We start from the raw sequence: 25,844 nt of genomic DNA, 5'->3' as shown, positions 1-25,844 counted from the left end.
ACAGAACAAATTAAAAACGGAGAGACAAGATGGCGAACGCAAAAGAATTATCAGGCGCAGGCTTACGTGGCCAAATCGCAGGTAAAACCGCTTTATCCACAGTAGGCAAAACAGGTTCAGGCCTGACCTACCGTGGTTACGACGTCAAAGACTTAGCCGCACACTGTGAATTTGAAGAAGTAGCGCACCTGATTTTAAAAGGCGAGTTACCCAACGAAGCTGAACTGGCTGCGTACAAAAAACGCTTAAAGGCTATGCGTAACTTGCCACAGGCATTAAAAGAAGTGCTGGAACGTATTCCTGCTTCGGCTCATCCTATGGATGTAATGCGCACGGGTTGCTCTATGTTGGGCAACTTAGAAACAGAAGAAAGCTTCGCTCAGCAACAGGATGCGACCGACCGTTTATTGGCGATTTTCCCTGGCTTAATTAACTACTGGTATAACTTCAGCCATAAAGGCCAGCGCATTGAGGTGGAAACTGCAGCAGACTCTATTGCCGAGCAGTTCCTCTGGACTTTGCATGGTGAAAAGCCAACTCAACTGCACACTGATGTGATGAATTCCTCGCTGATTTTATACGCAGAGCATGAGTTTAATGCGTCTACCTTCACAGCCCGTGTTTGTGCTTCCACTTTAAGTGATATGCACTCGTGTATCACAGGCGCTATTGGTTCATTACGTGGCCCTCTGCATGGTGGTGCGAATGAAGCGGCGATGGAACTGATTGAAAAGATGAACAATCCGGATGATGCCGAAACCAAGTTAATGGGCATGCTGGAACGTAAAGAAAAAATCATGGGTTTTGGCCATGCCATTTATGCGGAGTCTGACCCACGTAATGCGGTGATCAAAGAATGGTCAGAAAAGCTGGGTAAAGCCAATGGCAATACGTCCTTGTACGACATTTCTGTGCGTTGTGAAGCGGTAATGTGGCGCGAGAAAAAACTGTTCTGTAACGCAGACTTTTTCCACGCTTCGGCTTACAACTACATGGGTATTCCAACCAAGCTGTTTACGCCTATTTTTGTCTGTTCACGTTTAACAGGTTGGGCCGCGCATGTAATGGAACAACGTGCGGACAACCGTATTATTCGCCCAAGTGCTGAATATACAGGTGTGGAACCTCGTACAGTAACGCCTATAACGAAGCGCTGATTATAAAAACACCCAAACAACAAAAGCCCTTAGTGGGCTTTTGTTGGATCTGACTTATTACCTACAGGCGAATGGCCATGAATTCTAATTACCGTAAACACTTACCAGGCACCAGCCTGGATTATTTTGATGCAGCAGCTGCATGCAACGAGATTGAACCGGGCTCTTATGCCAAATTGCCTTATACCTCTCGTGTTCATGCTGAAAACTTAGTGCGCCGCTGCGATCCTGCGACTTTAACTGACTCATTAAAACAGCTGATTTACCGCAAGCAAGATTTGGACTTTCCATGGTTTCCGGCTCGTGTAGTCTGTCACGATATTTTAGGTCAAACCGCTTTAGTGGATTTAGCGGGCCTGCGTGATGCTATTGCGCTGCAAGGCGGCGATCCGGCCAAAGTAAACCCTGTAGTGCCAACTCAGCTGATTGTCGATCACTCTTTGGCTGTCGAGCATGGTGGTTTTGAAAAAGATGCGTTTGAGAAAAACCGCGCTATTGAAGACAGGCGCAACGACGACAGATTCCACTTTATTAACTGGACCAAAAAAGCCTTTAAAAATGTCGATGTCATTCCACCAGGCAACGGCATTATGCACCAGATCAATTTAGAGCGGATGTCACCTGTTATTCACGCTATAGATGGCGTGGCTTTCCCTGATACTTTAGTGGGTACCGACAGCCATACGCCTCATGTGGATGCGCTGGGTGTTATTGCTATTGGGGTAGGTGGTTTAGAAGCGGAAAGCGTGATGTTAGGCCGAGCTTCCTGGATGCGTCTGCCGGATATTATTGGCGTGGAGCTGACCGGCAAAGCTCAGCCAGGCATTATGGCAACCGACATCGTCCTGGCCTTGACTGAGTTTTTACGCAAAGAAAAAGTCATCTCTGCGTATCTGGAGTTTTTTGGTGAAGGCGCAAGCAGCCTGAGTTTAGGCGATAGAGCTACTATCTCCAATATGACGCCAGAATATGGTGCTACTGCAGCTATGTTCTCCATCGATCAGCAAACTCTGGATTATTTAACCCTGACAGGCCGCGAGCCAGCGCAAGTCAAGCTGGTAGAAACCTATGCTAAAACTGCAGGTTTATGGTCTGACAGTTTAAAAACTGCAGAGTACGAGCGAGTACTTCGGTTTGATTTATCCAGTGTCGGACGAACTATTGCCGGACCTTCCAATCCTCATGCCCGGGTATCAACCAGCGATTTAGCCGCCAAAGGCATTAGTGGTGTGGTAGAAAACGAGCCGGGTTTAATGCCGGATGGTGCTGTTATTATCGCCGCTATTACCAGCTGCACCAACACCAGTAACCCACGTAACGTGATAGCTGCAGGTTTATTGGCTCGCAACGCTAAAGCTAAAGGTTTAAGCCGTAAGCCATGGGTAAAAAGCTCCTTAGCACCTGGTTCTAAAACAGTCGAGCTGTATTTAAAAGAAGCCAACTTACTCGACGATTTAGAAAGCTTAGGTTTTGGTATTGTTGGTTTTGCCTGTACTACCTGTAACGGTATGAGCGGCGCTTTAGATCCAGTGATCCAAAAAGAGCTGATAGAACGTGATTTATACGCTACGGCTGTATTGTCCGGTAACCGCAACTTTGATGGCCGTATTCACCCTTATGCCAAGCAGGCGTTTTTAGCCTCTCCAGCGTTGGTGGTGGCGTACGCCATAGCTGGTACTATCCGTTTTGATATTGAAAAAGACGTGCTGGGACTGGATCAAAACGGCAACGAAATCCGCTTAAAAGACATCTGGCCAAGCGATGCTGAAATTGATGCAGTGGTTGCAAGCAGCGTTAAACCTGAGCAGTTCCGCAAAGTCTACGAGCCTATGTTTGCACTCTCTGTGGATTACGGCGAAAAAATAAGTCCGCTGTATGACTGGCGTCCACAAACCACTTATATCCGTCGCCCACCTTATTGGGAAGGCGCGCTGGCTGGTGAGCGCACAATGAAAGGTATGAGGGCGTTGGCTGTGCTTGGGGATAACATCACCACAGACCATTTATCGCCATCCAACGCCATTATGATGGACAGTGCTGCCGGTGAATACCTGCATAAGATGGGGCTGCCGGAAGAAGATTTTAACTCCTACGCTACTCACCGCGGTGACCATTTAACAGCACAGCGCGCTACTTTTGCCAACCCTAAGCTGATTAACGAAATGGCTGTGGTGGATGGCAAAATCAAACAAGGATCCTTGACCCGTATTGAGCCTGAAGGTGTGGTGACCCGCATGTGGGAAGCCATTGAAACTTATATGGAACGTAAGCAGCCTTTAATCATTATTGCTGGTGCTGATTATGGTCAGGGTTCATCCCGTGACTGGGCTGCGAAAGGCGTACGTTTAGCTGGTGTTGAAGCCATAGTGGCTGAAGGTTTTGAGCGTATTCACCGTACTAACCTGGTGGGTATGGGCGTATTACCGCTGGAGTTTAAAGCAGGTGTGAACCGTAAAACTTTAGCTTTGGATGGCACAGAGAGTTACGACGTATTAGGTGAACGTACACCTCGCACTAGCTTAACTTTAGTGATTACCCGTAGAAACGGTGAAGTGTTGCACGTGCCTGTTACTTGTCGTTTGGACACGGCCGAGGAAGTCTCTATTTATGAAGCCGGTGGCGTGTTACAGCGTTTTGCCAAAGACTTCCTTGAAGCTAAAGTCTAAGGGCAGGGATTAACAAAATGAGCTATTTACCTCAGATTAAAATTCCCGCCACTTATATGCGTGGTGGTACCAGCAAAGGCGTGTTTTTCCGTTTGCAGGATTTACCAGAAGCAGCCCAAACAGCAGGAGCAGCGCGTGATGCGTTGCTGCTTCGTGTTATTGGCAGCCCGGATCCGTACGGCAAGCAAATTGATGGCATGGGTGGCACTACGTCCAGTACCAGCAAAACTGTGATTTTAGCCAAAAGCAGCAAAAGCGATCACGATGTTGACTACTTGTTTGGCCAGGTATCAATAGATAAAGCTTTTGTTGATTGGAGCGGTAATTGCGGCAATTTATCTGCAGCTGTAGGTTCTTTTGCCATCAGCGCTGGTTTAGTTGACGCAAGCCGTATTCCAGCAAACGGCAAAGCCACAGTACGGATTTGGCAGGCTAACATTGGTAAAACCATTATTGCCCATGTGCCGATGATCAACGGCGAAGTGCAGGAAAGCGGTGATTTTGAACTGGATGGGGTGACTTTTCCTGCTGCTGAAGTGCAACTGGAATTTATCGACCCTGCCGCTGATGAAGACGGCGAGGGCGGTGGTTCTATGTTCCCAACGGGTAACTTAGTGGATGATTTGGAGGTGCCGGGAGTAGGTACTTTAAAAGCCACACTGATTAATGCCGGTATTCCGACTATTTTTATCAACGCCAAAGAGATTGGTTACACAGGCACAGAGCTGCAGGATGTCATTAATGGCGATGCTAAAGCTTTGGCGATGTTTGAGACTATCCGGGCTTATGGTGCAGTCAAAATGGGTTTAATATCGCATATAGACGAAGCTAAAACCCGTCAGCATACGCCTAAGGTGGCTTTTGTCGCGCCAGCTGTCGATTATGTTTCGTCCAGTGGTAAAGCCGTGACTACAGCAGATATGGATTTAGTGGTGCGCGCTTTGTCTATGGGCAAATTGCATCATGCCATGATGGGCACTGCTGCTGTGGCCATTGGTACTGCTGCTGCTATTCCCGGCACTTTAGTCAATCAGGCGGCTGGTGGTGTAAAACGTAAAGCAGTACGTTTTGGTCATCCGTCCGGCACTTTAAGAGTGGGTGCTGAGGCTGCTTTGGTGGCAGGGGAGTGGAAAGTAACCAAAGCTATCATGAGCCGAAGTGCACGAGTATTAATGGAAGGCTGGGTGCGGGTGCCAGCAGACACTTTTTAACCTGGCTTAAATGGTAAAAATGATAGGTTGAAATCTTGATCTTAAGTTTGCAACTGATTATTACGCTATAAATAACCTGCTATGTTGAAAAGGCAGGTTATTCTCTGTAGATTGGTTATCGAATTTACGATTTTTTTGGGGAGTCTTAGATGAAGAAGTTAGGTTACAGCCTGTTCGCCGCTTTATGTTTAAGTTCTGCAGTAAAAGCTCAAACAGTGGACTACCAGTATCTGACCGTTGCCGGTTACTTAAATTTTTATTTGTTAAACATTAACGCCTGTCAGGATTATCATCCTGAAGTTCGTCAGCAGGCTTATGACGCTGAAAAACAGCTGTATCCATGGCTGACTAAGTTAGAACAAAAGTTAAAAGGTGCTGACGCCGACAATAAAATTTTGTCTGACGTAGTGCAAAAACGTCGTGAAGCATTAAATCTGCAAATCAGCGAAGGTGACTTTACCTTGGATCACTGCAAGGCCATTGTGAAGTTGTTAACTGCCGATGGTTTGGATCAAGCGATGTTAAAAAGCCTGAACTAAAAAGTCCAAAAAAGCTTTTTAGTTTGGGTTTCATTAAGCCACTTGTCTCTGACTGAGCAGGTGGCTTTGTTTTTGGAAGTCTTTATTATGTCTGTTTTTACTTTATCTGCTGTGGATGTGCCTCAGTTGATGCTGGTACAGCAAGAGTGCTATAGCGAAGAGCTGGTTGAATCTGCAGCTGTAATGGCTGCCCGTATCGTGGCTTGTTCTCAAACCTGCTGGGGTTATTTTATTGGCGGGCAAATGGCTGGGTATCTGCTGGCTTATCCCTCTGTGCTTGGCAGCATTACGCCTTTAGCCGCAGCTTTTCCTTTGTATCAAGATGCCAATTGCCTTTATCTGCATGATATGGCGATTTCTGCTGATTTTCGTGGCCAGTCGTTAGCGCCTAAGTTATTAAAACATGCGACAGCTGAAGCTGAAAAAATGGTGTTAGAAGCTTTGGCGTTAGTGGCAGTGCAGGGAGCTGAAGGCTATTGGGCTAAACAAGGTTTTGTCAAAGTAATGGATATAACCAAAGAACAACAGGCTATTCTAGATACTTATTTACCTGAAATAGCCTGTTATATGACGAAAGTACTCAGGTCAGAGCCAAAACTCTGACCTTTGCATCAGAACTTGCCTTTGACACCAAAAGCTACAGTCATGCCGTATTCTTCATACTGGAAGTTGTAGTTTTTGTTGCCCTGATAAAGTTCCAGTGGTTCATCAGTCAGATTCACCAGCTCTGTCACCAGCTCAAGGTTTTTGCTCAGTTTGTAAGATGCCGTAACATCGACCTGGGTATGCTCTGCGACATAAATATCGTACATAGCACTATCGCCCACTTCACTTAAGAACTTATCACGGTAAGACAAGCTGGCTCTGGCGCTGAACACATCGTTTTCATAACCCAGAAACAGGTTACCGGCTTTTTCTGCCGACTCAGGCAGGCTGAATGACTCACCCGCACGGTCTGGCACTGCCAGTTCCGTGTCTAACAACGTCATGTTTGCGCCAACCAAAAAGCCACGCAGCATTTCATTGCTGAAGCTATGCTGCACATTAAACTCCAGGCCTTTTACCGAAGCACCTAACGCATTGATTGGCATGGTGACATCAAAACCGGCAAACTCAGGCATGTCGTTGCGGGTTTGCTCAACAATAAAATTGTCGATGTCTTTATAGAAGATACCAGCAGATAACAAGCTACCTTCGCCATAATACCAATCCAGCATCAGGTCGTAGTTCATCGCTTCGTATGGATCCAGCTCAGGATTACCCAGACTTACTTCATTTTCTTCCACATCAATAGAGGCGCGTGGTGAAATGTCGTTAAAGCTTGGTCTGGCTATGGTATTAGTCCAGGCGGCGCGTAACATCAGATCCTCAGCCAGCTCATAATGGAAATGCAGGCCTGGCAACACATTGGTGTAATCAGAGGAAACAGTGCGCTGAGAAATAGTCAGATCACCTTCTTCATCCAGTTCCAACTGGTTACCTGTGGCAGAATAATCTGTGCGTTCAACCCTGGCACCTGCAATCAAGCGCCAGTTGTCACCGTCGTAAGTACCCATCAGATAAGCAGCTTGCACATTTTCATCAGCCACGAAGTCTTCACCCAGCTCTGTCAACTGATTGGCCACCTGATCTTGTGGACGGGCATTGAAGTCCGCTCTGTTTTGATTAAAAAACTGGACATAACGTGAAGAACTGACACCCTGACCCAGATTACCTAAGCCAAATTTCGTGGTAGGGCCGGTAAATTCAGACAGCAGTGCGTCAGGTACAGATCGGAGTTCTGTGATATCTGAATTGGTGTCTTTGTCTTTCCAGCGTAAATCCACACCAGTTTTTAAGGTGAAATTGTTGTTGCCGGCAAAATAAGGCAATTCCAGGTTCGCACCCAGATTGTATTCGTTGTCGTCTACCTGAATAGGTTCCAGTACAGCGCGGTCCAGCACATAGTTGGCATTGTCCAGATGGGTCGTATCTGCCACGCCATTACGTAAAATATTAAAACGAGGTACACCACGGCCTATAGTATAGGTGGCTTCCAGCTCATCCCCATCAAATTCAAAACGGCCTTCGTTTTCGTCTAATACACGTTCTTTCGTAATGGAAAGACCTGCGTAATAATCCAGGTTAAAGCTGTCCTGAATATGGTCGCCACCTAAGCTTACTGCAAGGGTGTCTTGCTCTTTGGTACGGAAGCGAATACGTTTGCGCACTGCATCAGGTGCCAGTTCAGACACTGTTGCCTGCTCGCCGTCAAAGTCCGTTAAAGTGCCTTCTTCAAACACATAAATACTACGTTGACGGGTTTCGGCATCGCTGAAACGACTGAACACAGTATTGAGGAAATATTTGTTATTGTTATCTGGTCTGTATTCCAGATTCAGATTGCTACCGATACGTTCGCGGTTGACGAAATACTTACGATGCTGCAGTTCCAGCAAAGCAAAAGCTTCATCGTCACCAAAATCAACCATGTCATAAGCTGCTTCCTGGTTGTCGGATTCCAGCTTGCGGTCTAAGTAGTTCAGACCAAAAGACACACCAAAGTCTTTTTTGTCGCCACTTAAGCTGAATACATCGCTGGCATTCACGCTGAATTTTGGACTGGTGTCACCACTGAGTTCATTGTAAGAACCTTCAGCCCGGTAACGCAGCTGGGCACCATCCCGATCAAAGGCTGACGCTGATTTCACATCCACAGCACCACCAATGGCATCACCCGCCATATCAGGGGTAGGAGCTTTGGTAACAGAAATACCTTCAATTGAACCTGTAGGAATAACGTCCAATGGCACGGCGCGTGAACTTCCTTCAGGAGTACCAATACGCATACCGTTCACTGTCACGTTGCTTAAGCCAGCGGCAATACCACGGATACTGACAAAACGGCCTTCGCCCTGATCGCGACTGATCGAAGTACCGGCTAAACGTTGTAAGGATTCAGCAACGTTCTGATCCACAAACTGGCCCATATCGTCTGACGCGATAAAATTAGTGATACTGTCAGAAGCGCGATACAGGTTCAGTGCTTTATTTTGTGCCTGACGCTGACCCACAACAGTCAGTCGTTCTAAATCATCCAGTTGAATAGTCAGGTTTTGGTTGTTGCTCGTCTGTACTGTCTGAGTGACGACAGGCAAGCCAATATAATTAATTTCCAGTGTCACCTGATCTGCAGTCAGGTTACGTAATACGAAGCGGCCCGATGCGTCAGTAAATACCTGCTGGCCTGTTTCTTTTACTTTCACTGCTGCGCCTGCCAGTACTACACCAGAGTCGGATTTTTGTACTACACCTTCTACTGTCTGAGCAGCTTGCACGTAAGCAGCCAAAGGTAAACCCAGTCCAAACATCGCTACTTTTATCGAATTCTTTTTGAAACGTTTTGTTAACATGCTGATTCCCTAAGTTTTTTTAGTCGCGGCGAGACTATCAATTCAGTATGAACTTTTCGTGACAGTGTGTTTTTTTGATGACAGCAACAGCACTGCTCTTGTAGTGTCGGCTTTTGAAAACGCAAACTGATGTTGTTGATTATTAAAAGGACAGGCTGTGTTACGTCATTGTGTAAAATTTATGCTGGTGTTGTGTTGCGCTTTTCAATTAAAGGCTGCACCCATTCAAGCCGGGGATGTGCTGGAAGTCAGGTTGGCTGATTTACGACCTACCCAAGCAGTAATTTCTCATGATCAGGTGAATTACAAATTAGCCAGCTACCGCACTAACAGCAAAAAGTTGCTGGAAGATTTCTGTGAAATGAGTGGCTGGGGTAAAAAAGTAGAATTCAGCGCAGAGTCCTCTTTACTGCGAGCTGATTCTTTTCAGTGCCTTGGTAAAGAAAAAGGCAAAAAACAGAAAAAATCAGAGATGAATACGGTCGTGCTGGGGCCAGATAATCAGCTGTATCTGACCGATGGTCATCATGGGTTTTCTGCTTTGTACGATTATGTGGGCAAAGAGCTGAAAGTTTCAGTGCTGGTGACCGAAGTATTTAATCAACCGCAGCAACAGAAGTCAGGTAATAAGCAGGACTTCTTAGCTGTGTTAGTGTCACAAGGTTTATCCTGGCCCAAAGATGCCAATGGCGAAGCGCTGTCGGCAGAACAATGGCCACAGCAGCTGGGTAGGGCGGCATTACACAACGATCCTTATCGTGGTGCTGCTTATTTTCTGCAAGCTGGTGTCTGGAAAAAACCAAAACCAGCTTTGCCTTTTGTCGAGTTCTATTGGGCAGACTATTTGCGTCAGCAACCAGAACTGGCTTTTACCGGGTACAGATCCGCAGCAGCACTAGTGCAGTGGCTTGAACGTATTCATGCCCATATGTTGGGTTTAAAGGCCACAACCGCTATCAGTAATGGCTTTACCGCAGCAGAACTGGGCTGGACAGGCAAAGCGGATTATCAGCGGCTGGATCAGCTATTATGTGCAGCGGATAAGCTAGGTCGTCTTGGCTTATCACTGCAAATGAGAGGGATGGCTGTATCCTGTGGCTCGCAGAGGTTTGAATCAGAACTTCTGCTGGATACGGGTTTGCAGCAGTTACCTAACGCAATAGATGCAGCAGGTCAGGTACAGGCTTTGATTGAAATTCCAGCGGGTCAGGTGGCGAAGTGGCAACAATCCAAAAGCCAGCCACTGAAGCTGGAGTGGGAACTGAAAGACGGCAAACCACGCAAAGTAAATTACCTGCCATATCCTGCCAATTACGGCATTATTCCCGCCACTTTATACCCTGTAGCTAAAGGCGGCGATGGTGATCCTTTGGATGTGCCGGTGCTTGGGCCTGCTATTAACCAAGGCTCAGTGGTTCAGGTGCGTTTAATAGGCCTGATGCGGATGAAGGACCAGGGCCAGGGCGATGATAAATTGCTGGCTGTGCCGCTTGGCGCTGATTATCAGCAGATCAATTCCATTGAAAGTCTGAGGGCTGTTTATCCTGGCGCCGATCAGCTGCTGAAGTTATGGTTTGAACACTACAAAGGATTGCCGCAACAAATCAGCGTCGAGGGTTTTGCTCCAGCTAAAGAAGCTATGCAGCTGGTCAACGACTACTCGCTATAACACTCAGCTTCAGTAGAACAGCTTAAATAAGCTGTTCTACTTTGTAGTGGCCGCTGCGTAAATCGTCGGCGAGCTCTTTTGAACGTTCCAGCACTGTCGCCCAATAATCCAGCCGCTGTGCATCTGTTAACTTATCAAAATCTTTGCGATCCGGAATTTTGCCGTAAGGCAGAGATTTCACCCAGGACTCTGATGGACAGAGCAGGATCATCTTATCCATCTGCGCCGCTTTAGCCCGGCGCCACGGCAAGGATTTATCAAACCAGCCGGGGATCAGGTACGGATAAAAGTGTGGATATAAAATTAATCCATCCTGTTGATAAGGCAAGGAAAGATGGTAATCCAACAAGCCTCCGTCCATATACAAACCTGCAGGTAAACCAGCCGGATCTTTCACCGGGTGCATCACCATGGGAATAGAACCTGAAGCCAATAAACTGGCTTTAAAATTATCAGGCGTCAGCGGATAAGCTTCGTGAGGTACCTGTTGCAGCAAGCGGGTATCAGAGTGGTTTTGCATCACCACTCTTTGATAGAAGCGTTGCAACAATGCGGGTTTAAGCAAATTCGCTCCGGCGGCTAACAATAAACGCCGAAGTTGCGCCGCTTTGCGTTCAGACGTTCTCACTTTCACTTCACGGGCCGCTATAAAATTCAGTTGCAGCACAGGGTTATTTAACACTTGCAGAATGCAGTCATCGGTAGGAAATACCTGATCCAACACAGCTGCTGAAGTTGAGGTAATCTGGTCAATGCTGGCTTTAGGTGGAAAACACAAACTGCTGTAGGCTTTGGCAAAACGTTCAGAGGCCGCTGCAGGGTTTTGCTGCGTGACACAAGCAAAACGCCAGGCACCAGCTGAGCTGCCCACTAAAGATAAAGGCGTGCTTCTATCTTTAAAAAACTCACCAAACAGATACTGATCCAAACCAAATAAACAAAACCATTTGGGGCCGCCGCTGGCTCCAAGCACCAGATTTATATCCTGCTGGCGCAGGCCATGTTGCTGCAAATGCTCAAAGGCCGTGGCCCCCGCCAGTACTCTTAATGTCGACACTGTCACTCAAATCGTTCCTTGCACTAAAACTTATAAAGATGCGGCGAATAATTGCTGATGCATACGCAGTGCATATTCATCTGTCATACCTGACACATAATCGCAAATAACCCGCATTTTGCTCTGTTCGCTATCCGCCATAAGCCAGCGGTTTTTTGTATTAGCCGGTAATAAACGTTCTGCTTCTGAACTGAAAGCTTCAAACAATGAACGCACAATTTGCTGACCTTTGTATTCACCCCGTTGCACATCGGGCGACAAAATCACGGCTTCATAGACAAAACTTTTTAACAGTTGCAGCAATTGCTGTTGTGGCTCCGGTAGCCTGGCATTGTAGCGGATTAACGGATCCTGGCTGTCAGGCAGCGGCTGATACAACTCAATGCTGGTGATCAATAAATTCACTAAAGCACCTATGGCGTCTTTACGAATATGATGTTCGGGCATAAATAATTTCAGGCTGATATGTTTTAAAGCGCTGGCGATCTCTGTGGGCAACTTCGCCATTTCCGGTTCAGCTAAAAGACGCCAGTGTTCAATAGTGACAGTGCCTGTGACTATTGCATCTTCCAGGTCGTGCACACCGTAGGCGATATCGTCAGCCAGCTCCATAATCGAAGCGTCCAGCGATTTATACACAGACTTTAAAAAAGGTGCTTTAGTCAGAGTTTCAGTAGCTTGAAAAGCGCTGCGATCTGCTGCTGATAACGGGTTTAAGATCCAGTCGAGTAAGTCACTGTCGGCGGCATAAATAGCTTTGCAGGGTTTGACGGTGAGCCCCTGTTCAAATTGACCGAGCGCAGGCTGTACTATCGGATATTTGAGTAAACCCAATAAAGTGCGACGGCTTAAATTCATGCCACCACTGGCAGTGTAGGGTTCCAGTTTTCCGACAATTCGCAAGGTCTGACCGTTGCCCTCAAAACCGCCAAAGTGTTGCATACAGGCATTGAGAGCTTTTTCTCCACCATGACCAAAGGGCGGATGGCCTAAATCGTGCGCCAGACACAAGGCTTCCATCAAGCTGTCTTGCGCTAACAAAGCCCGTAGTGCCGGATCGTCTTGCTGGTAATTGAGTTGGGCGACTAAGGCCGTGCCTATTTGTGCAGCCTCTAAAGAGTGAGTCAGGCGTGTTCGGTAGAAGTCATTCTGGCCTATGCCCATGATCTGAGTTTTAGCCTGCAAGCGGCGAAAAGCAGCCGAGTGCAGAATTCTGGCTCTATCTCTCTGCCATGGCGTACGGTGATCGTTTGGTCTTTGACTATGTTCGGCAAGGCGGCGTTCGGCCCACAGATGCTGCATACAAAATCCTTCTGAGATGATGACTTTATGCTACGGCAAAAGCAGAAAAGAGGCGATGCGTATTTTTTACAAATACCACTGGACAAATAAACAGTGGTTACTGTATAAATGTTCAGTATCAAAAGCAGGAGGATTTATGGCCGTTATTATTAAATACATTGTTGAGCGCGCTGGAGTAGAAAAAATGACTTTTAGTTCAAAGCCTGAAGCAGACGCCTATGACCGGATGCTGGATATTGCTGACGAACTGTTTTTAATGCTGGGTCAAAGTGAATTGATCCCTGATGAACAACAACGCGAAGATCTGGCGCTGTATTTGGCTCAGCAAAAAGAGCTGGTGATCCAAACCTTAAATCAGAAAACCAAACACAATAAAACTCAGGCGGCTGACAAAGAGCAAGTAAAAGACAAGACAAAAGAGCAAGGTGCTGCACAAAACAGCGAAGCCGCCGTTGTGCTTGAAGAGGTGACCGAAGTTGCAGCTGATATGGCTGCTTAATTTAGCAGCAGAGCTTTGAAGTCTTCACTCAGCTGTACCTTTGTTTTTTATTAGAACAGCTAATTTATGAAGCTGTTTAAAAAGGGCATAACTATAAACTGGTTATGCCTTTTTTATTGGGGTGAAATCAATGAATGTGCATAATTAGCTGGTTTTTCAGCATTTTTAACAAGTTTGATGTGTGGCTATGAATAGAAACTATGAAAGGTAGCTGAATAAAGGTAACGAACTTAAATTAATTTTCATTAAAAAATCTAATGTCAAAACCTAATTTATCTCGTTCGTCGCTTGATTAAATTTACAGCATAATAACCAGGTTTTCAGAAAAACACTTTCTCAAACTTAACGAGGTTGGCTATGAACAGTATCAATACCACAGTAGAAAAATCGAACGTTAGCACGACAGAGCGCAGCGTATCTTCTCTGCTGCTGGTGCGTCGCATCAATCAGTTTTTAACTCAGATTGGCCGCGCTTTAAGTTTGAGTGGCGCTGTATACACCAAATAATGGTGCTGAAGACTTGCCACAGGTTTTGCTGAGCTTGTGGTTGTAAAAAACGTAACCCCTTTAACGCGCTTAGATTGCTGCTAAGCGCGTTTTTTTTATTCGCAGCCATCCATGGCGCTCACCCTAAAGGGCCGGCAAACAACGCCGTTCAAAAATATTCCCGATATTTTTGTATTCGCAGCCATCCATGGCGCTCGCGGTCCATCGTCGCTCCAATGTTAACAAAACGGCAGGATAGCCGTTTTGCACAGCTTTAGCTGCCGAAGGCGAACATCATGGACGATGTGAGTGAAAAACATTCCTGATGTTTTTTTGCCTGCACAAAAACACGCTGCTGGCTTTTTTTATGCACGATCTGCCTGCCATTTCTGCCTTCATTTAGTTGTCATCTGTAACTCTTAGGCTATTTTTATGAGGTCTCTGTTTGGAGCTCATATAGCGTCATATCTGAAAATGTGATTGAAGACATTGAATTTTTTCATTTGGCCTCTGGTCTAGAACAGGTAGACTGGTGTTGAAGCATAAAACTAAATAGTGACAGAGTTCGTCTGATATCGCTCATTTTCAGTACTAGTCTGGACCGGTGTTTTGGATTAAAACAATCTGGTCGTTATCGATAACCCGCGTGGATGTGCAGGTTCCAATTGCAGTGTTATCACCTTTTGATGGATTTATTCCATGTATACCAGCAACAATTGGAGAAAAAGATGGGAAACAACGAAAACAGCGCAGGCAAATGTCCTGTGATGCACGGTGCTTTAACCAAGTCAGCAGCTGGCGGTACTTCTAACCGCGACTGGTGGCCTAACCAACTGAATTTAAGTATTTTACATCAACATTCTTCCTTATCTGACCCTATGGATCAGCCGTTTAACTACGCACAGGCTTTTAAAAAACTGGATCTGGCTGCAGTAAAACAAGATTTATATGCTCTGATGACTGACTCACAGGACTGGTGGCCTGCCGACTATGGTCATTATGGTCCGTTGTTTATTCGTATGGCCTGGCACAGCGCTGGTACTTACCGCACATCAGATGGCCGGGGCGGCGCATCTTCTGGTTCACAACGTTTTGCACCTTTAAACAGCTGGCCGGATAACGGTAACCTGGATAAAGCCCGCCGCTTGTTATGGCCAATCAAACAAAAGTACGGTAATCAGTTGTCATGGGCCGATTTGATGATCTTGGCTGGTAACTGTGCACTGGAATCTATGGGCTTTAAAACCTTTGGTTTTGCCGGTGGCCGTGAAGATATCTGGGCTCCGGAAGAAGATATTTACTGGGGTGTGGAAACCGAATGGCTGGGCGATAAACGTTATGAGGGTGATCGTGAATTGGAAAACCCTTTAGCCGCGGTGCAAATGGGGCTTATTTATGTCAATCCTGAAGGCCCGAATGGCAACCCGGATCCAGTGGCTTCAGGCCGTGATATTCGTGAAACTTTTGCCCGCATGGCCATGAATGATGAAGAAACAGTAGCGTTAGTGGCTGGTGGTCATACTTTTGGTAAATGCCATGGCGCTGGTGATGCTTCTTTAGTAGGTGCTGAGCCTGAAGCTGCAGCTATGGAAGAAATGGGTCTCGGCTGGAAAAACGCTTTTGGTACAGGCAAAGGTGTACACACCATTACCAGTGGTATCGAAGGTGCCTGGACTCCAACGCCAACCCAATGGGATAACAGCTATTTCGACACTTTATTTGGTTATGACTGGAAATTAGTGAAAAGCCCGGCTGGTGCTCATCAGTGGATCCCAACGGACGAGTCCGCAGCGACTGCAGTGCCTGATGCCCATGATCCAGCCATTCGTCATGCTCCTATGATGACGACTGCCGATCTGGCGTTGAAAATGGACCCGGCATATGAAGCGATTTCACGTCGTTTCCATCAGAGTCCGCAAGAATTTGCTGATGTGTTCGCCCGGGCCTGGTTTAAGCTGACTCACCGCGATATGGGGCCTTTGGCGCGTTATTTAGGCCCTGAAGTGCCGTCTGAACAGTTGATTTGGCAAGACCCTGTACCTGCAGTGACAAACGAGCTGATTAACGCACAAGATACAGCTGCGTTAAAAGGCCAGATCCTGGCTTCTGGTTTATCTATTTCAGAACTGGTGTCAGTCGCATGGGCTTCAGCTTCAACTTTCCGTGGTTCAGATAAACGAGGTGGCGCAAATGGTGCCCGTATTCGTTTAGCTCCACAAAAGGACTGGGCTGTAAATCAGCCTGCTCAATTAAGCAAAGTATTGGCTGTGCTTGAGCAAGTTCAGGCTTCTTTTAATAACCAGTCAGAAAGCCGTAAGGTGTCACTGGCGGATTTAATTGTACTTGCAGGTGCTGCAGCTATAGAACAAGCCGCTAAAAATGCCGGTGTAGTTATCGACGTACCTTTTGCTCCAGGCCGCACTGATGCGACACAAGAGCAAACAGATACTGAGTCTTTTGCTGTGATGGAGCCTGCAGCTGATGGTTTCCGCAACTATCAAAAAAACAGATTCTCTGTAAAAGCTGAAGAGTTATTGCTGGATAAAGCCCAGCTGTTAACTTTAACTGCGCCGCAAATGACAGCTCTGATCGGTGGCCTTAGAGTGTTAAATATCAATGCGGATAAAACTCAACATGGTGTATTTACCAAACAGGCAGATACCTTAAGCACCGACTTTTTTGTCAATCTGCTGGATATGAATACCGTCTGGACTCCGGTGTCACCGGAAGCTGAGTTGTTTGAAGGCAAAGATCGCAAAACTGGCGCTGCAAAATGGACAGCAACCAGGGTTGATCTGGTATTTGGCTCTAACTCTCAGTTGCGTGCTTTGGCTGAAGTCTATGCTCAACATGATAACAAGCAGAAGTTTGTCCGTGACTTTGTTGCCGCATGGAACAAAGTAATGAACGCTGACCGCTTTGATTTAAAGTAAAAATCCGCATTTTTAATCGGATCTGAAACAAAGGCAGCTGTTTTTTAACCGCTGCCTTTTTTACTTTTTTGAACTGTAGAGTTTAGAAAAGGGCTTGAACTGAAGTGATTTTCCCCTTAGTTTGGAGTTCATACAAAAAGGATGAATACAGGGCAAAAGATGGAATTTTTACTGATTGACGCAATAGCCGTTCAACCACATTACTTTCGTATGTATGAAGAATTAATGGATATTGGGCTGTCACAAACCGTATCGGACCGTGTTTTTGTGACAAAACCACACACCTTAAGTTATGCCTTTGAAAAAGACGGCATATCGCTTGGCTACTATAAAATTTTATCCACAAAAGCTGCAGCAACTCAGGGTATTACGATTTTTACTTTGCATAAGCAATAGTTTAGGGAAGCGGAATTAGTTGAGGCACTTGGTGCTGAAAGTCTGAAACATTAAAAGTGCATAGCCATAGTGGCAGACAAAACTCATTAAAATGGAGAATCAAATGCAGATTAATTTGAAAAAATGGATATCAGTGGTTTTGCTTGGCTTTTCAGTCAGTTCTCAGGCTGGAGTTTATTCCGACGACTTATCTCGTTGTCTGGTGGAATCCTCAACAGAAAATGATAAAACGTTGCTGGTGAGATGGATGTTTACTTCGATGGCGTTGCATCCCGATGTAGCGTCCATGTCGAATATCACTGAAGCACAGCGTGATACTGTGAATAAAGCCGCAGCTGAAATGTTTGTACGTCTGATGACAGAAACCTGCGTGACACCAGCAAAAAAAGCCATTCAGTACGAAGGTGCTGCGGCGGTAGAGCAGGGCTTTAATGCATTTGGCCAAGTTGCAGGTAAAGAATTATTTGCTGACCCTAATGTTGCAAAGGCGCTTACTGGTTTGCATAAACATATTGATACGAAAAAATTAGAAACCGTACTGGGTTTGTAAAATGACAACAGAGTCAGATGATTCGGATAGCTTTGATCACTCTGCGCTGATCCAGCTGCTAAAAACACGCTTTGAAAAACACAAAAATCGTCATGCCGGGCTTGATTGGGCCAAGGTTCAGGCCAGGCTGGAAGCTGATCCGGTCAAACTCAAATCCCTTGCCCAAATGGAAGCGACAGGCGGCGAGCCCGATGTAGTAGGGCTTGATGAACAAAGCGGCGAGTTTATTTTTTTTGATTGCGCAACAGAAAGCCCAAAAGGGCGCAGAAGCTTGTGTTTTGATCGCGAAGCTCTGGATGCCAGAAAAGAACATAAACCTGTCAGCAGCGTTATCGATATGGCTGCTGCCATGGGGATTCAGTTGTTGACCGAAGATGATTACCGCTATCTGCAGCAGTTTGGCCCTTTCGATAGTAAAACCTCCAGCTGGTTAGCAACACCAACGGAAATTCGCGCTTTGGATGGCGCTATCTTTGGCGACTACCGATATGGCCGCGTATTTATCTACCACAACGGCGCTCAGTCCTATTATGGCGTCAGAGGTTTTCGTGGCTCGTTACGGCTTTAACTTTGTGTTCAATGATGAAGTGCTTAAGGAATTAAAGTGTCTGTTCTAAAAATTGTTTCTACTCTGGTTTTAATGGCTTGCGCCCAACTTTGTGGTGCAGCAGAGCCAACAAAAACTGCTGACTGGCAAGCGACCTTCACTAAGTTTAACGCCAAAGGCACGCTGGTGATTTCGGATGAGCGGGCAAAACCTGCCAAACTGCTGGTATTTAATCCAGAGCGCGCCAAACAGCGCATGTCTCCGGCTTCTACTTTTAAAATTCCTCATAGCTTAATGGCGCTGGATGCCGGCGTTTTAAAAGATGAATTCCAGATCTTTCGCTGGGATGGAGTGGAACGTAGTTTCTCAGGCCATAATCAGGATCAGAACTTACGCTCAGCGATGCGAACTTCAGCGCTTTGGGTCTATGAGATATTCGCCAAACAAATTGGGGAAAAGCGCGCAGGTGAGTATCTGCAAAAAATAGGTTATGGCAATGCCGACCCTTCAACAGACAAAGGCTCCTACTGGGTAGATGGCAAGCTGGCTATTTCTGCAGAAGAACAAATAGCGTTTTTACAAAAACTGTATCTGAATCAATTGCCTTTTGCTAAAGAACATCAGTTGTTGGTGAAAGACATGCTGGTGAACGAAGCAGGTAAAGACTGGATCTTAAGGGCAAAAACCGGCTGGGAAGGGCGTTTTGGCTGGTGGGTGGGCTATGTTGAATGGCCAACAGGGCCGGTGTTTTTTGCGCTGAATATAGACACGCCGGATCGAATGGCTGATCTTTATAAAAGAGAAGCCATGGTGCGGGACGTACTGCAGTCTATCGGTGCTTTGCCAGCTCCAATGAAAGTGAATTAGCGCAGATCTTATGCTCAGTGGAATTACAAGAACCTGATCCGCCCTATAGGCCAGTTAGAACGGTTAAAACCGTAGGGGCGGGTCTTGTACCCGCCCGTCGAATGATACCGCGGCGTGATTGGAAATGCACCGCGGTGCGTTTAAAAGGGCAGGGGCAACAGCCCCTACGATAATTATGGCAACAAGCTGCTCCATCATGCCTGAATTGGATAGGCGTATTCAGTTAAGCCTAAATCCGCCAGTACCTTATCTAAGTGCTCGTATGCTTCTTTTGTGGGGCCAGGATAATCGCCGCCTATAGGCACATTGCCGAGATAGCCTATATCTTTTGTCCCCTCAGGCGTGCAGAAAAACGCAGCCAGAACTAAAGCGCGAAAGCGGCCAAAGGCTGTGGCTATGCGCTTAAACTGGGCCGGAGTTTCTGCTATGTCATAAGCAATATCGTCCATAATGGCTTTTCTCTGGGTTTTATCCAGAGCAACAAAGGTATTGTCAAAACGCATCTGAGCTTCATCGTCTATCCAGGCCAGAGCCGACAAAATAGTCACTCTGTCTTCTTGCTGACGCTCGTAAGGGGCGCTGACCCATTCATCCACCACAGCTGGCACATGCACTTCAGAGGCACTTGGCACACTGCCTTCCCGCGGTACCAGAATATCCGACAGTACAGCCACTAAGCTCAGTTGCGCCTGAGTTAAAGTTAAAGGCCAGGGCGATTCTGGCGGCAGAATTAAGTTTGGATCTTTGCCATAACCTGTTGCAGTGATTGGAGATAATTTCAGATCAGGCCAATGTTCAGTACTGGCTTTTGCTACGCCTGCTCCCACATCCGTTTTACTGACTGGCGCACTGTCGCAGCCTGTTAAAGCTGCAGGTAACAAAGCGCTGGCTGCTAAGGCCATCATCAGTTTTAACGAATCGCGTCTTGTTATGCCGGATTTGTACTGCATCTCTTGCTGATCCACTGTGTTGTTTTGATCTTTGGCCATCAGATCGCTCCTTGTTTTAACTGAGCTGACAACCAGGATGAGTTGCGCATGGCCAGCGTCATAATGGTCAGGGTGCAGTTTTTGTGGGGGTTAGACGCAAAGACACCACCATCCATCACAAAGAGGTTAGGACAGTCCCAGCTTTGGCCCCATTGGTTGGTGACTGAGTCTTTTGGTGATGCGCCCATGCGGGTGGTGCCCACTTCATGAATAATTTCGCCACCTTTTAAAATGGCCTGCTCTGGAGTTGGCAATTCACTCAAGGTAACACCCATTTCGGCAAAAATAGCTTGAGCGGTTTTCAGGCCATGTTCTACTTGTTTCAGTTCATGCTCTGACCATTTCCAGTGAAAACGTGCAACAGGAATACCCCATTTGTCTTTCACTTCAGGATCTATATCCATATAACAAAACTCGTTAGGCACCATTTCTCCACGCAGGGCAAAACCTACATAAGCACCGTAGTTGTGTTTCACCTGACGTTTTAATTCAAGGCCATAGCCTTGCACATTACCTTCTATACCAGCTCCTGGTTCACGGAAGCGGGCACCAATTTCAAAGTGATAACCCCGGGGGAAATCCAGCTCTTTACGTTCCTGCGCTTTATGGCCCCACCATGGAATAAATAAATGATTGGCGGTATGACCATCTTCGTTATACGCCGGGCGACCTTGCAGGGCTGGCACCATAGCGCCGATATTGGCACCAGTGGAATCCATCAGGTTTTTACCGACCTGTCCTGAGGAATTGGCCAGACCATTTGGAAAACGTGTTGATTTGGAATTTAACAACAAGCGGGCTGATTCGCAGGCACTGGCGGCCAATATCACTACTTTGGCTTTGAGTTGGTGCACAGTAGCGGTTTTTTTATCGACATAACTGACACCTGTCACTTTGCCATTTTCGTCAGTATCGACTGACTTCACCATCGCATCAGTGATCACCTGCAAATTGCCTGTAGCTCTGGCCATAGGAATAAGCGAAGTAGTGGTTTGAAAAGCGGCACCAATAGAGCAACCATGACCACAAGGAGTGGCATAAAAACAAGCGGCTCTGCTATCTAAAGGCCGGGTTAATACGGCGCGGTGCATAGGCGCTGAAGGAATGCCTAACTTATTCGCAGCGGCAGCTATTAAAAGCTCAGTAATACGTGGCTTAGGCGGCGGTTGTAATATGCCATCGGATGAAGGCGGCATATCATCCAGCCCGGTATTGGTGCCACAGACGCCGACTAAAGCTTCGGTTTTATCGTACCAGGGCGCAATGTCGTCGTAGTCAAAAGGCCAGTCTGCCCCTAAACCATCACGGCTTTTTCCTTTAAAATCATGTTCACTAAAGCGTAAAGAATAGCGGCCCCAGTGATTGGTGCGGCCACCTAACATACGGGAGCGCCACCACAAAAATTCAGAGTTTTCTGCTGCTGTATAAGGCTCGTCTGGTACTTGCCAGCCGCCGTCTACTGTGGCGTCGTAAAAACCAAAGTCTTTATCTTTATTGCCCGCGCCCATCAAGGGGGCTTCACCATTGCGTTTAAACATAGGGGTCTCAGTTTTTGGGTTGTAATCCCGCCCAGCTTCGAGCATCAGCACTTTATGGCCTGCTTTTGTCAGCTCATAAGCCGCCATGGAACCACCAGCGCCGGACCCAACCACCAGTACTTCAAAGTCAAAATCTTTCATCAGTTCAGCTCTTTAATTTTGATATTTTTGAACCAGACCTTATCACCATGATCCTGCAAACCTATATGGCCTGCTTTGGCTTTGGCAAAACCAGGCCAGTTGGCAAACTTGCTGTTGGCAATCAGGCTGTTCCATTCATCGCTGCCTATGGTCACTTTTACCGTTAGCACATCATTTTGCCAGACAGTTAAAGCAGAATTCTCCAGACGGATTTTAGCGCTGTTCCATTCACCTGCTTTTTTGTGAGAAGCCACAGGGGAGGCAATCATGTCGTACAAAGATCCGGAGAGGTGGGTGTCGAGCTTGTTGTCCGGGTGGCGCTCGTTATCCAGAATTTGAATTTCTGGCGCGTGGGAGTATATGTATTTGCCTTTTTCATCAGCCAGAATAAGAATGCCGCTGTTGCCCACTTCCGAAATTTTCCAGTCGAGTGTCAGTTCAAAGTTTTTGTAACTTTTTTTACTGATTAAGTCGCCGCCACCACCTGCAGTCAGAGCTATAGCACTATCTTCAATTTGCCACTTCTCGTTCACTGTGGGATGTTTAAAAGTACGCCACTGGGATAGGTCTTTGCCATTAAACAACAACTGCCAGCCGTCTGCTTTTTCCTGTGCCGTAAGTTGATTGTCGGCGGCGAAGGCGGGCAGGCTCATAGCAAAAATAAGAGTAAATGCTGCTAATGCGTTATTTTTTATAGATAAAATCAAGTTGTTACTCCTGCTGTCTGTTCAATGCTCTGCTGGCATTATTTTTTGATTCAGTTTGCTGTAATCGGTTTCATTGTTGCTCTATAAAAGCAAGTATCGGCAACAGAAAGCAAGCTCTGTTTTTATTTTTTGAGTTGCAACTGCTAATGCATGCGCTGAGTTGAAGTTGTCCTTAGCAAGCAGAAAAAGTTGTCGCAAATATACAAGGCAAAAGCTGCAGCGAGTGTCAGACTGTGCAAAGTTTTTTCAAGGAGAGTTCTGATGCCTAAGTTAGTCCGTTTTATGCTGCCTGTGTTGGTGTGCCTGGCCTTTTCCGGTTGGGCGCAATCACCTGACTCTAAGATGTCACCTGACTATAAAACAGTGCAGTTGCAACAATTTAAAACCCTTCAGCCTTTTGCATTAGCCAGTCTCGACCAAAACAAACCCATATATATCAAGTTTTGGGCCAGCTGGTGTCAGCCTTGTATGGAGCAAATGCCGCATTTTGAAAAGCTCTATCAAGACTATGGCGATAAAGTGAACTTTGTAGCCGTGAATATTAATATCAACGAAAAACGTCAGGAGATCAGCAAGGTACAGCAGCGCTTTGGACTCACTATGCCAATTTATCTGGATCAGCAGGGGCAGTTGGCTTTGGCTATGGGTTTAGTGGGCACACCTTATTCTGTGCTGTTAAACCCTAAAGGCGAAAAGCTGTACAGCTCCCATGAGTCGGACTCTGTATTGGATGGTTTTATCAGTCGGCTGGCGCAAGGTCAGCAGTTACCTGCCGAAACGGCAACCTCAAAGTTGAGTGATGCAGCTCAACAAAAGCTGTTAGCTAAGTATCAGAGTGGTGAGCAACTGGTGTTTTTTACCGCCACCTGGTGCGACTGGTATCTGGCTGAGTCCAGACCTGAAATGGCAAAACAATGTAAGGATGCCCAAGCTGGCTTAAACCAACTGGCCGCTTTGTTACCGCAAAAAAACTGGAGTGGGGTGGTGAATCATTTGTGGACAGACGACAAAGCCTTGGCTGAATTTAATGCTCTGTATCAGATGAAAGTCCCTTTTCAGATTGATAGTTACGGAGTGTTATTTCAGCACTTTAACGTTCGAACTATTCCTGTGCTGCTGAAACTAAAAGATGGCAAAAAAGTAGCTGAAATCAGTGACTTTTCAAACCCGCAGCAAATAGTCAAGCAGCTGCAGTAAGGTGGATTAAGTTGCAGGTGGCACAGTGCGGTGCCACCTTTGCTTAGTAGAATACCGGTCTATTTAAACACTGAATTCAAAAACTTAATCATGTCATCTAAAGTAGGTGTGGCCAAATCTTTAAAGCAGCCCTTGGTGTAGTCGTTACAACCGCTATCAAGAAAGCCGTGGCCTTTGCCTTGATAAATTTTAAATTCCACCTGCTGTCCTGCCGTTTTGAGTAAGTTGACATAACCACTTGCAACTTCAGGTGTGGTCAGGCCATCTTCACTGCCGAGCAGTACAAACTGAGGCGGCAGTTTGTAACCATCTTGTGGCAACAGATAAAGCGGCGATACAGCTTTGTAATACTGTTCATGGCTATCATAGCTGATGCCTGCGCCAAACAAGCCACGTGGACTGGCGTTACTCCATTTCCAGAACGGGTTTTGCGCTGTCTCAAAGCCGCCTTTTGCGCTTTCGAGTAAATCAAAAGCGGTGTAACTTAAGATCACAGCCTGCACTTTGGCACCATCAGCAGCTGCGACTTGCTCGGCCGTTTTACCTTTTGGCAGATAACTTGGAGTAAACTTCTGTTTTTGTGGTGTAAAACCTTTTGAATCCAAAGAGCGACCTGCCAACATCACCATGGACGCCAAATGCCCACCAGCACTGTCGCCAGTCACAGCAATTTTAGCCGGGTCGCCGCCGAACTCTTTAATATGATCTTTAACCCAAAGCACCGCACCCAGTGCATCTTCGACTATCTCGTTGACCCTGGTGCTGTTGTTATTATCGCCAAGCAGCCGGTAGTTCATATTCACCACCACAAGATCAGCCTTGCTTGCCATATAAAGTGCCATATCGTTCATTATGCTTTTGTTATTCACCAGCCAGCCGCCACCATGAAAAATCACCAGCACAGGCAAAGGCTTAGCCGCTTTTTGCGGGCTGTAGACATCAGTCGTCAGCGAAAAACCCTTCACCTTAGCCCACTCAACATCTTTATGTAATTTCACCTCATTGAGTGCCAACACCTGCTGGCTAAAAAGTGAAGCGATAAAAAAGACGAGATAAAAAACAGCAACTTGCCCCTTGCGCATAAAAACTCCTGATAATATTGCCGGCGGTTTGCACCACCAAGCTTTGGTCTGTTAGCCGATGCTTTTATAGAAACATGAATTTGTGGTTGATACCAAGGCAATTCGGCGCAACAGGCTTTTGTGTGAAAAAACGTTAGGCGGATAAATAAATTGTGAAAGGGCTTCGCCTGATTGGGCCGGGGCTTGGATTGCGAAATAGTGCAAGGAGCAGATGAAGCCAACTGAAATAAAAAAACACTGTAGGGGTCGAGCTTGCCCGACCCGCATGTCAATCTTAAAAAACGTGAATCTTAATGTTGGTGGCGTGTCAACTGCCGACTTTCGCTGCACATATGGACGAATACACAGTGTTATTTACTTTATCAAAAAACAGGCACGTTTTGACAAAATACACAGGCACATTTATTTGTTGCTGAAGAAAGAAAAAGACTCTAATTTAGAAACTTAAAGTGGTCCATCTTAAAAATAACAGGCAAGAAAAAAGTAATACTGTGCCGGTACGCTTTTGGCCGGATTGCGCGGTAGTTATTTAGAATTCATGTTTTTTATCAATGGATTAATGCAGGTCGGTTATCTGGTAAAACCATAGAAAGCGTGCCGGCACAATATATAAATGTTAGACACTCAAGGAAGAACTATGGTGACCATGAAAATCTTCGCCGACTACTGTCAGTTCTATTTCATTGACCTAGAGCTTTGCCCGCCAATTCCTGAAACTATCACAGATGAAGACATAGAAAATCGTTATCGGGCTGCTGACGGTATTGTTGTCATTCACACCCAGAAACCTCAAGAAGTCAGTGTCAGCGTAAAAATATTTGAATTAGAACTGCCTCTTACCCAAATAGATAATTACTTCATCGAAGTTCCGCTTAGGCTACCTTCGGGCCAGCTTGCAATTCTTGGCTGTACCGAACCC

At 46.3% G+C, this 25,844-nt stretch carries 22 protein-coding genes; 15 read left to right on the top strand and 7 right to left on the bottom strand.

The genetic code is table 11. From position 1 onward, the window contains the following. Positions 1 to 29: 29 nt before the first annotated feature. The 5 genes from prpC to LSG37_RS17795 all read left to right on the top strand — a co-directional run bounded on the left by prpC (position 30) and on the right by LSG37_RS17795 (position 6,176). The gene (gene prpC / locus LSG37_RS17815) at positions 30 to 1,157 is read left to right on the top strand and encodes a bifunctional 2-methylcitrate synthase/citrate synthase (protein WP_233081153.1); all 1,128 of its coding nucleotides are present in this window, start codon (positions 30 to 32) and stop codon (positions 1,155 to 1,157) included. 77 nt (positions 1,158 to 1,234) lie between these two features. Continuing rightward, on the top strand, positions 1,235 to 3,823 hold the full coding sequence (acnD, locus tag LSG37_RS17810; protein ID WP_233081152.1) for a Fe/S-dependent 2-methylisocitrate dehydratase AcnD: 2,589 nt from the start codon (positions 1,235 to 1,237) through the stop codon (positions 3,821 to 3,823). A gap of 17 nt (positions 3,824 to 3,840) precedes the next feature. Further along, positions 3,841 to 5,034, top strand: coding sequence for a 2-methylaconitate cis-trans isomerase PrpF (prpF, locus tag LSG37_RS17805; protein ID WP_233081151.1), 1,194 nt, complete (start codon positions 3,841 to 3,843; stop codon positions 5,032 to 5,034). A 149-nt stretch (positions 5,035 to 5,183) separates the two neighbouring features. Then, on the top strand, positions 5,184 to 5,573 hold the full coding sequence (locus LSG37_RS17800) for a hypothetical protein (RefSeq protein ID WP_008898966.1): 390 nt from the start codon (positions 5,184 to 5,186) through the stop codon (positions 5,571 to 5,573). Positions 5,574 to 5,660: 87 nt separating this feature from the next. After that, positions 5,661 to 6,176 carry a GNAT family N-acetyltransferase gene (locus LSG37_RS17795; RefSeq protein ID WP_233081150.1) on the top strand — a complete coding sequence of 172 codons (516 nt, stop codon included), beginning with the start codon at positions 5,661 to 5,663 and terminating at the stop codon, positions 6,174 to 6,176. Positions 6,177 to 6,184: 8 nt separating this feature from the next. On the opposite strand, the gene LSG37_RS17790 is transcribed toward LSG37_RS17795, so the two are convergent. Continuing rightward, on the bottom strand, positions 6,185 to 8,965 hold the full coding sequence (locus LSG37_RS17790; RefSeq protein WP_233081149.1) for a TonB-dependent receptor: 2,781 nt from the start codon (positions 8,963 to 8,965) through the stop codon (positions 6,185 to 6,187). Positions 8,966 to 9,122: 157 nt separating this feature from the next. Here LSG37_RS17790 and LSG37_RS17785 point away from each other — a divergent pair, with 157 nt between their 5' ends. Beyond that, positions 9,123 to 10,634, top strand: coding sequence for a ParB-like protein (locus tag LSG37_RS17785; RefSeq protein ID WP_233081148.1), 1,512 nt, complete (start codon positions 9,123 to 9,125; stop codon positions 10,632 to 10,634). Positions 10,635 to 10,656: 22 nt separating this feature from the next. Here the strand turns inward: LSG37_RS17785 and LSG37_RS17780 are convergent, their stop codons facing one another. After that, the gene (locus LSG37_RS17780; protein WP_233081147.1) at positions 10,657 to 11,697 is read right to left on the bottom strand and encodes a patatin-like phospholipase family protein; all 1,041 of its coding nucleotides are present in this window, start codon (positions 11,695 to 11,697) and stop codon (positions 10,657 to 10,659) included. A 24-nt stretch (positions 11,698 to 11,721) separates the two neighbouring features. Next, the gene (locus tag LSG37_RS17775) at positions 11,722 to 12,993 is read right to left on the bottom strand and encodes an anti-phage deoxyguanosine triphosphatase (protein ID WP_233081146.1); all 1,272 of its coding nucleotides are present in this window, start codon (positions 12,991 to 12,993) and stop codon (positions 11,722 to 11,724) included. A 136-nt stretch (positions 12,994 to 13,129) separates the two neighbouring features. On the opposite strand from LSG37_RS17775, the gene LSG37_RS21460 reads away from it, so the two are divergent. The 7 genes from LSG37_RS21460 (at position 13,130) to blaOXA (ending at position 19,271) form a co-directional block, all read left to right on the top strand. Then, positions 13,130 to 13,492: a YebG family protein gene (locus LSG37_RS21460; RefSeq protein WP_366515574.1), complete on the top strand. Its 363-nt coding sequence runs from the start codon at positions 13,130 to 13,132 to the stop codon at positions 13,490 to 13,492. A 357-nt stretch (positions 13,493 to 13,849) separates the two neighbouring features. Then, positions 13,850 to 13,999 (top strand): hypothetical protein, encoded by a 150-nt coding sequence (locus tag LSG37_RS17765; protein ID WP_186435240.1) that lies wholly within the window; start codon positions 13,850 to 13,852, stop codon positions 13,997 to 13,999. Between the two features lie 707 nt (positions 14,000 to 14,706). Continuing rightward, on the top strand, positions 14,707 to 16,911 hold the full coding sequence (gene katG / locus LSG37_RS17760) for a catalase/peroxidase HPI (protein WP_269836653.1): 2,205 nt from the start codon (positions 14,707 to 14,709) through the stop codon (positions 16,909 to 16,911). 159 nt (positions 16,912 to 17,070) lie between these two features. Continuing rightward, the gene (locus LSG37_RS17755) at positions 17,071 to 17,307 is read left to right on the top strand and encodes a hypothetical protein (RefSeq protein ID WP_233081145.1); all 237 of its coding nucleotides are present in this window, start codon (positions 17,071 to 17,073) and stop codon (positions 17,305 to 17,307) included. Between the two features lie 91 nt (positions 17,308 to 17,398). After that, positions 17,399 to 17,857 carry a hypothetical protein gene (locus LSG37_RS17750; protein WP_233081144.1) on the top strand — a complete coding sequence of 153 codons (459 nt, stop codon included), beginning with the start codon at positions 17,399 to 17,401 and terminating at the stop codon, positions 17,855 to 17,857. Position 17,858: 1 nt separating this feature from the next. After that, positions 17,859 to 18,425 carry a DUF4256 domain-containing protein gene (locus LSG37_RS17745; protein ID WP_233081143.1) on the top strand — a complete coding sequence of 189 codons (567 nt, stop codon included), beginning with the start codon at positions 17,859 to 17,861 and terminating at the stop codon, positions 18,423 to 18,425. Between the two features lie 72 nt (positions 18,426 to 18,497). Then, positions 18,498 to 19,271, top strand: a complete 774-nt coding sequence (gene blaOXA, locus LSG37_RS17740) for a class D beta-lactamase (protein ID WP_233081174.1) — start codon at positions 18,498 to 18,500, stop codon at positions 19,269 to 19,271. Between the two features lie 194 nt (positions 19,272 to 19,465). On the opposite strand, the gene LSG37_RS17735 is transcribed toward blaOXA, so the two are convergent. The 3 genes from LSG37_RS17735 to LSG37_RS17725 are packed head-to-tail and all read right to left on the bottom strand — an operon-like array spanning position 19,466 to position 22,646. Further along, entirely contained in the window at positions 19,466 to 20,260 is a 795-nt protein-coding gene (locus tag LSG37_RS17735) for a gluconate 2-dehydrogenase subunit 3 family protein (RefSeq protein ID WP_233081142.1), read from the bottom strand. Continuing rightward, on the bottom strand, positions 20,260 to 21,939 hold the full coding sequence (locus tag LSG37_RS17730; protein ID WP_233081141.1) for a GMC family oxidoreductase: 1,680 nt from the start codon (positions 21,937 to 21,939) through the stop codon (positions 20,260 to 20,262). Before LSG37_RS17730 ends, LSG37_RS17735 begins: the two co-directional genes overlap by 1 nt. Then, entirely contained in the window at positions 21,939 to 22,646 is a 708-nt protein-coding gene (locus LSG37_RS17725; protein ID WP_233081140.1) for a 3-keto-disaccharide hydrolase, read from the bottom strand. The genes LSG37_RS17730 and LSG37_RS17725 overlap by 1 nt, the downstream gene beginning before the upstream one ends. A 261-nt stretch (positions 22,647 to 22,907) precedes the next feature. Here LSG37_RS17725 and LSG37_RS17720 point away from each other — a divergent pair, with 261 nt between their 5' ends. Further along, positions 22,908 to 23,843 (top strand): redoxin family protein, encoded by a 936-nt coding sequence (locus tag LSG37_RS17720; RefSeq protein ID WP_233081139.1) that lies wholly within the window; start codon positions 22,908 to 22,910, stop codon positions 23,841 to 23,843. 59 nt (positions 23,844 to 23,902) lie between these two features. Here LSG37_RS17720 and LSG37_RS17715 read toward each other — a convergent pair whose 3' ends face one another. Further along, a complete protein-coding gene (locus LSG37_RS17715) occupies positions 23,903 to 24,925 on the bottom strand; it encodes an alpha/beta hydrolase (protein WP_233081138.1) in 1,023 nt (340 codons plus the stop codon). 637 nt (positions 24,926 to 25,562) lie between these two features. Between LSG37_RS17715 and LSG37_RS17710 the strand changes: the two genes are divergently transcribed. Next, a partial coding sequence (locus LSG37_RS17710) for a hypothetical protein (protein WP_233081137.1) occupies positions 25,563 to 25,844 on the top strand: 282 nt, incomplete at its 3' end.

Source organism: Rheinheimera soli, assembly GCF_021290985.1.
In the GTDB taxonomy this organism is placed as follows: Bacteria; Pseudomonadota; Gammaproteobacteria; order Enterobacterales; family Alteromonadaceae; genus Pararheinheimera; species Pararheinheimera soli.
Note: the sequence above shows the minus strand (reverse complement) of the source record. Positions and strands in the feature narration are given on the sequence as shown.

Bases quoted from the DNA above. Each gene is read 5' to 3' on its own strand.
- prpF (WP_233081151.1), top strand. From the start codon at position 3,841: ATGAGCTATTTACCTCAGATTAAAATTCCCGCCACTTATATGCGTGGT.
- LSG37_RS17790 (WP_233081149.1), bottom strand. From the start codon at position 8,965: ATGTTAACAAAACGTTTCAAAAAGAATTCGATAAAAGTAGCGATGTTT.
- LSG37_RS17795 (WP_233081150.1), top strand. From the start codon at position 5,661: ATGTCTGTTTTTACTTTATCTGCTGTGGATGTGCCTCAGTTGATGCTG.
- LSG37_RS17735 (WP_233081142.1), bottom strand. From the start codon at position 20,260: ATGGCCAAAGATCAAAACAACACAGTGGATCAGCAAGAGATGCAGTAC.
- acnD (WP_233081152.1), top strand. From the start codon at position 1,235: ATGAATTCTAATTACCGTAAACACTTACCAGGCACCAGCCTGGATTAT.
- LSG37_RS21460 (WP_366515574.1), top strand. From the start codon at position 13,130: ATGGCCGTTATTATTAAATACATTGTTGAGCGCGCTGGAGTAGAAAAA.
- LSG37_RS17745 (WP_233081143.1), top strand. From the start codon at position 17,859: ATGACAACAGAGTCAGATGATTCGGATAGCTTTGATCACTCTGCGCTG.
- katG (WP_269836653.1), top strand. From the start codon at position 14,707: ATGGGAAACAACGAAAACAGCGCAGGCAAATGTCCTGTGATGCACGGT.
- LSG37_RS17755 (WP_233081145.1), top strand. From the start codon at position 17,071: ATGGAATTTTTACTGATTGACGCAATAGCCGTTCAACCACATTACTTT.
- LSG37_RS17750 (WP_233081144.1), top strand. From the start codon at position 17,399: ATGGAGAATCAAATGCAGATTAATTTGAAAAAATGGATATCAGTGGTT.
- LSG37_RS17800 (WP_008898966.1), top strand. From the start codon at position 5,184: ATGAAGAAGTTAGGTTACAGCCTGTTCGCCGCTTTATGTTTAAGTTCT.
- LSG37_RS17775 (WP_233081146.1), bottom strand. From the start codon at position 12,993: ATGCAGCATCTGTGGGCCGAACGCCGCCTTGCCGAACATAGTCAAAGA.
- LSG37_RS17765 (WP_186435240.1), top strand. From the start codon at position 13,850: ATGAACAGTATCAATACCACAGTAGAAAAATCGAACGTTAGCACGACA.
- blaOXA (WP_233081174.1), top strand. From the start codon at position 18,498: ATGGCTTGCGCCCAACTTTGTGGTGCAGCAGAGCCAACAAAAACTGCT.
- LSG37_RS17720 (WP_233081139.1), top strand. From the start codon at position 22,908: ATGCCTAAGTTAGTCCGTTTTATGCTGCCTGTGTTGGTGTGCCTGGCC.
- LSG37_RS17730 (WP_233081141.1), bottom strand. From the start codon at position 21,939: ATGAAAGATTTTGACTTTGAAGTACTGGTGGTTGGGTCCGGCGCTGGT.
- LSG37_RS17715 (WP_233081138.1), bottom strand. From the start codon at position 24,925: ATGCGCAAGGGGCAAGTTGCTGTTTTTTATCTCGTCTTTTTTATCGCT.
- prpC (WP_233081153.1), top strand. From the start codon at position 30: ATGGCGAACGCAAAAGAATTATCAGGCGCAGGCTTACGTGGCCAAATC.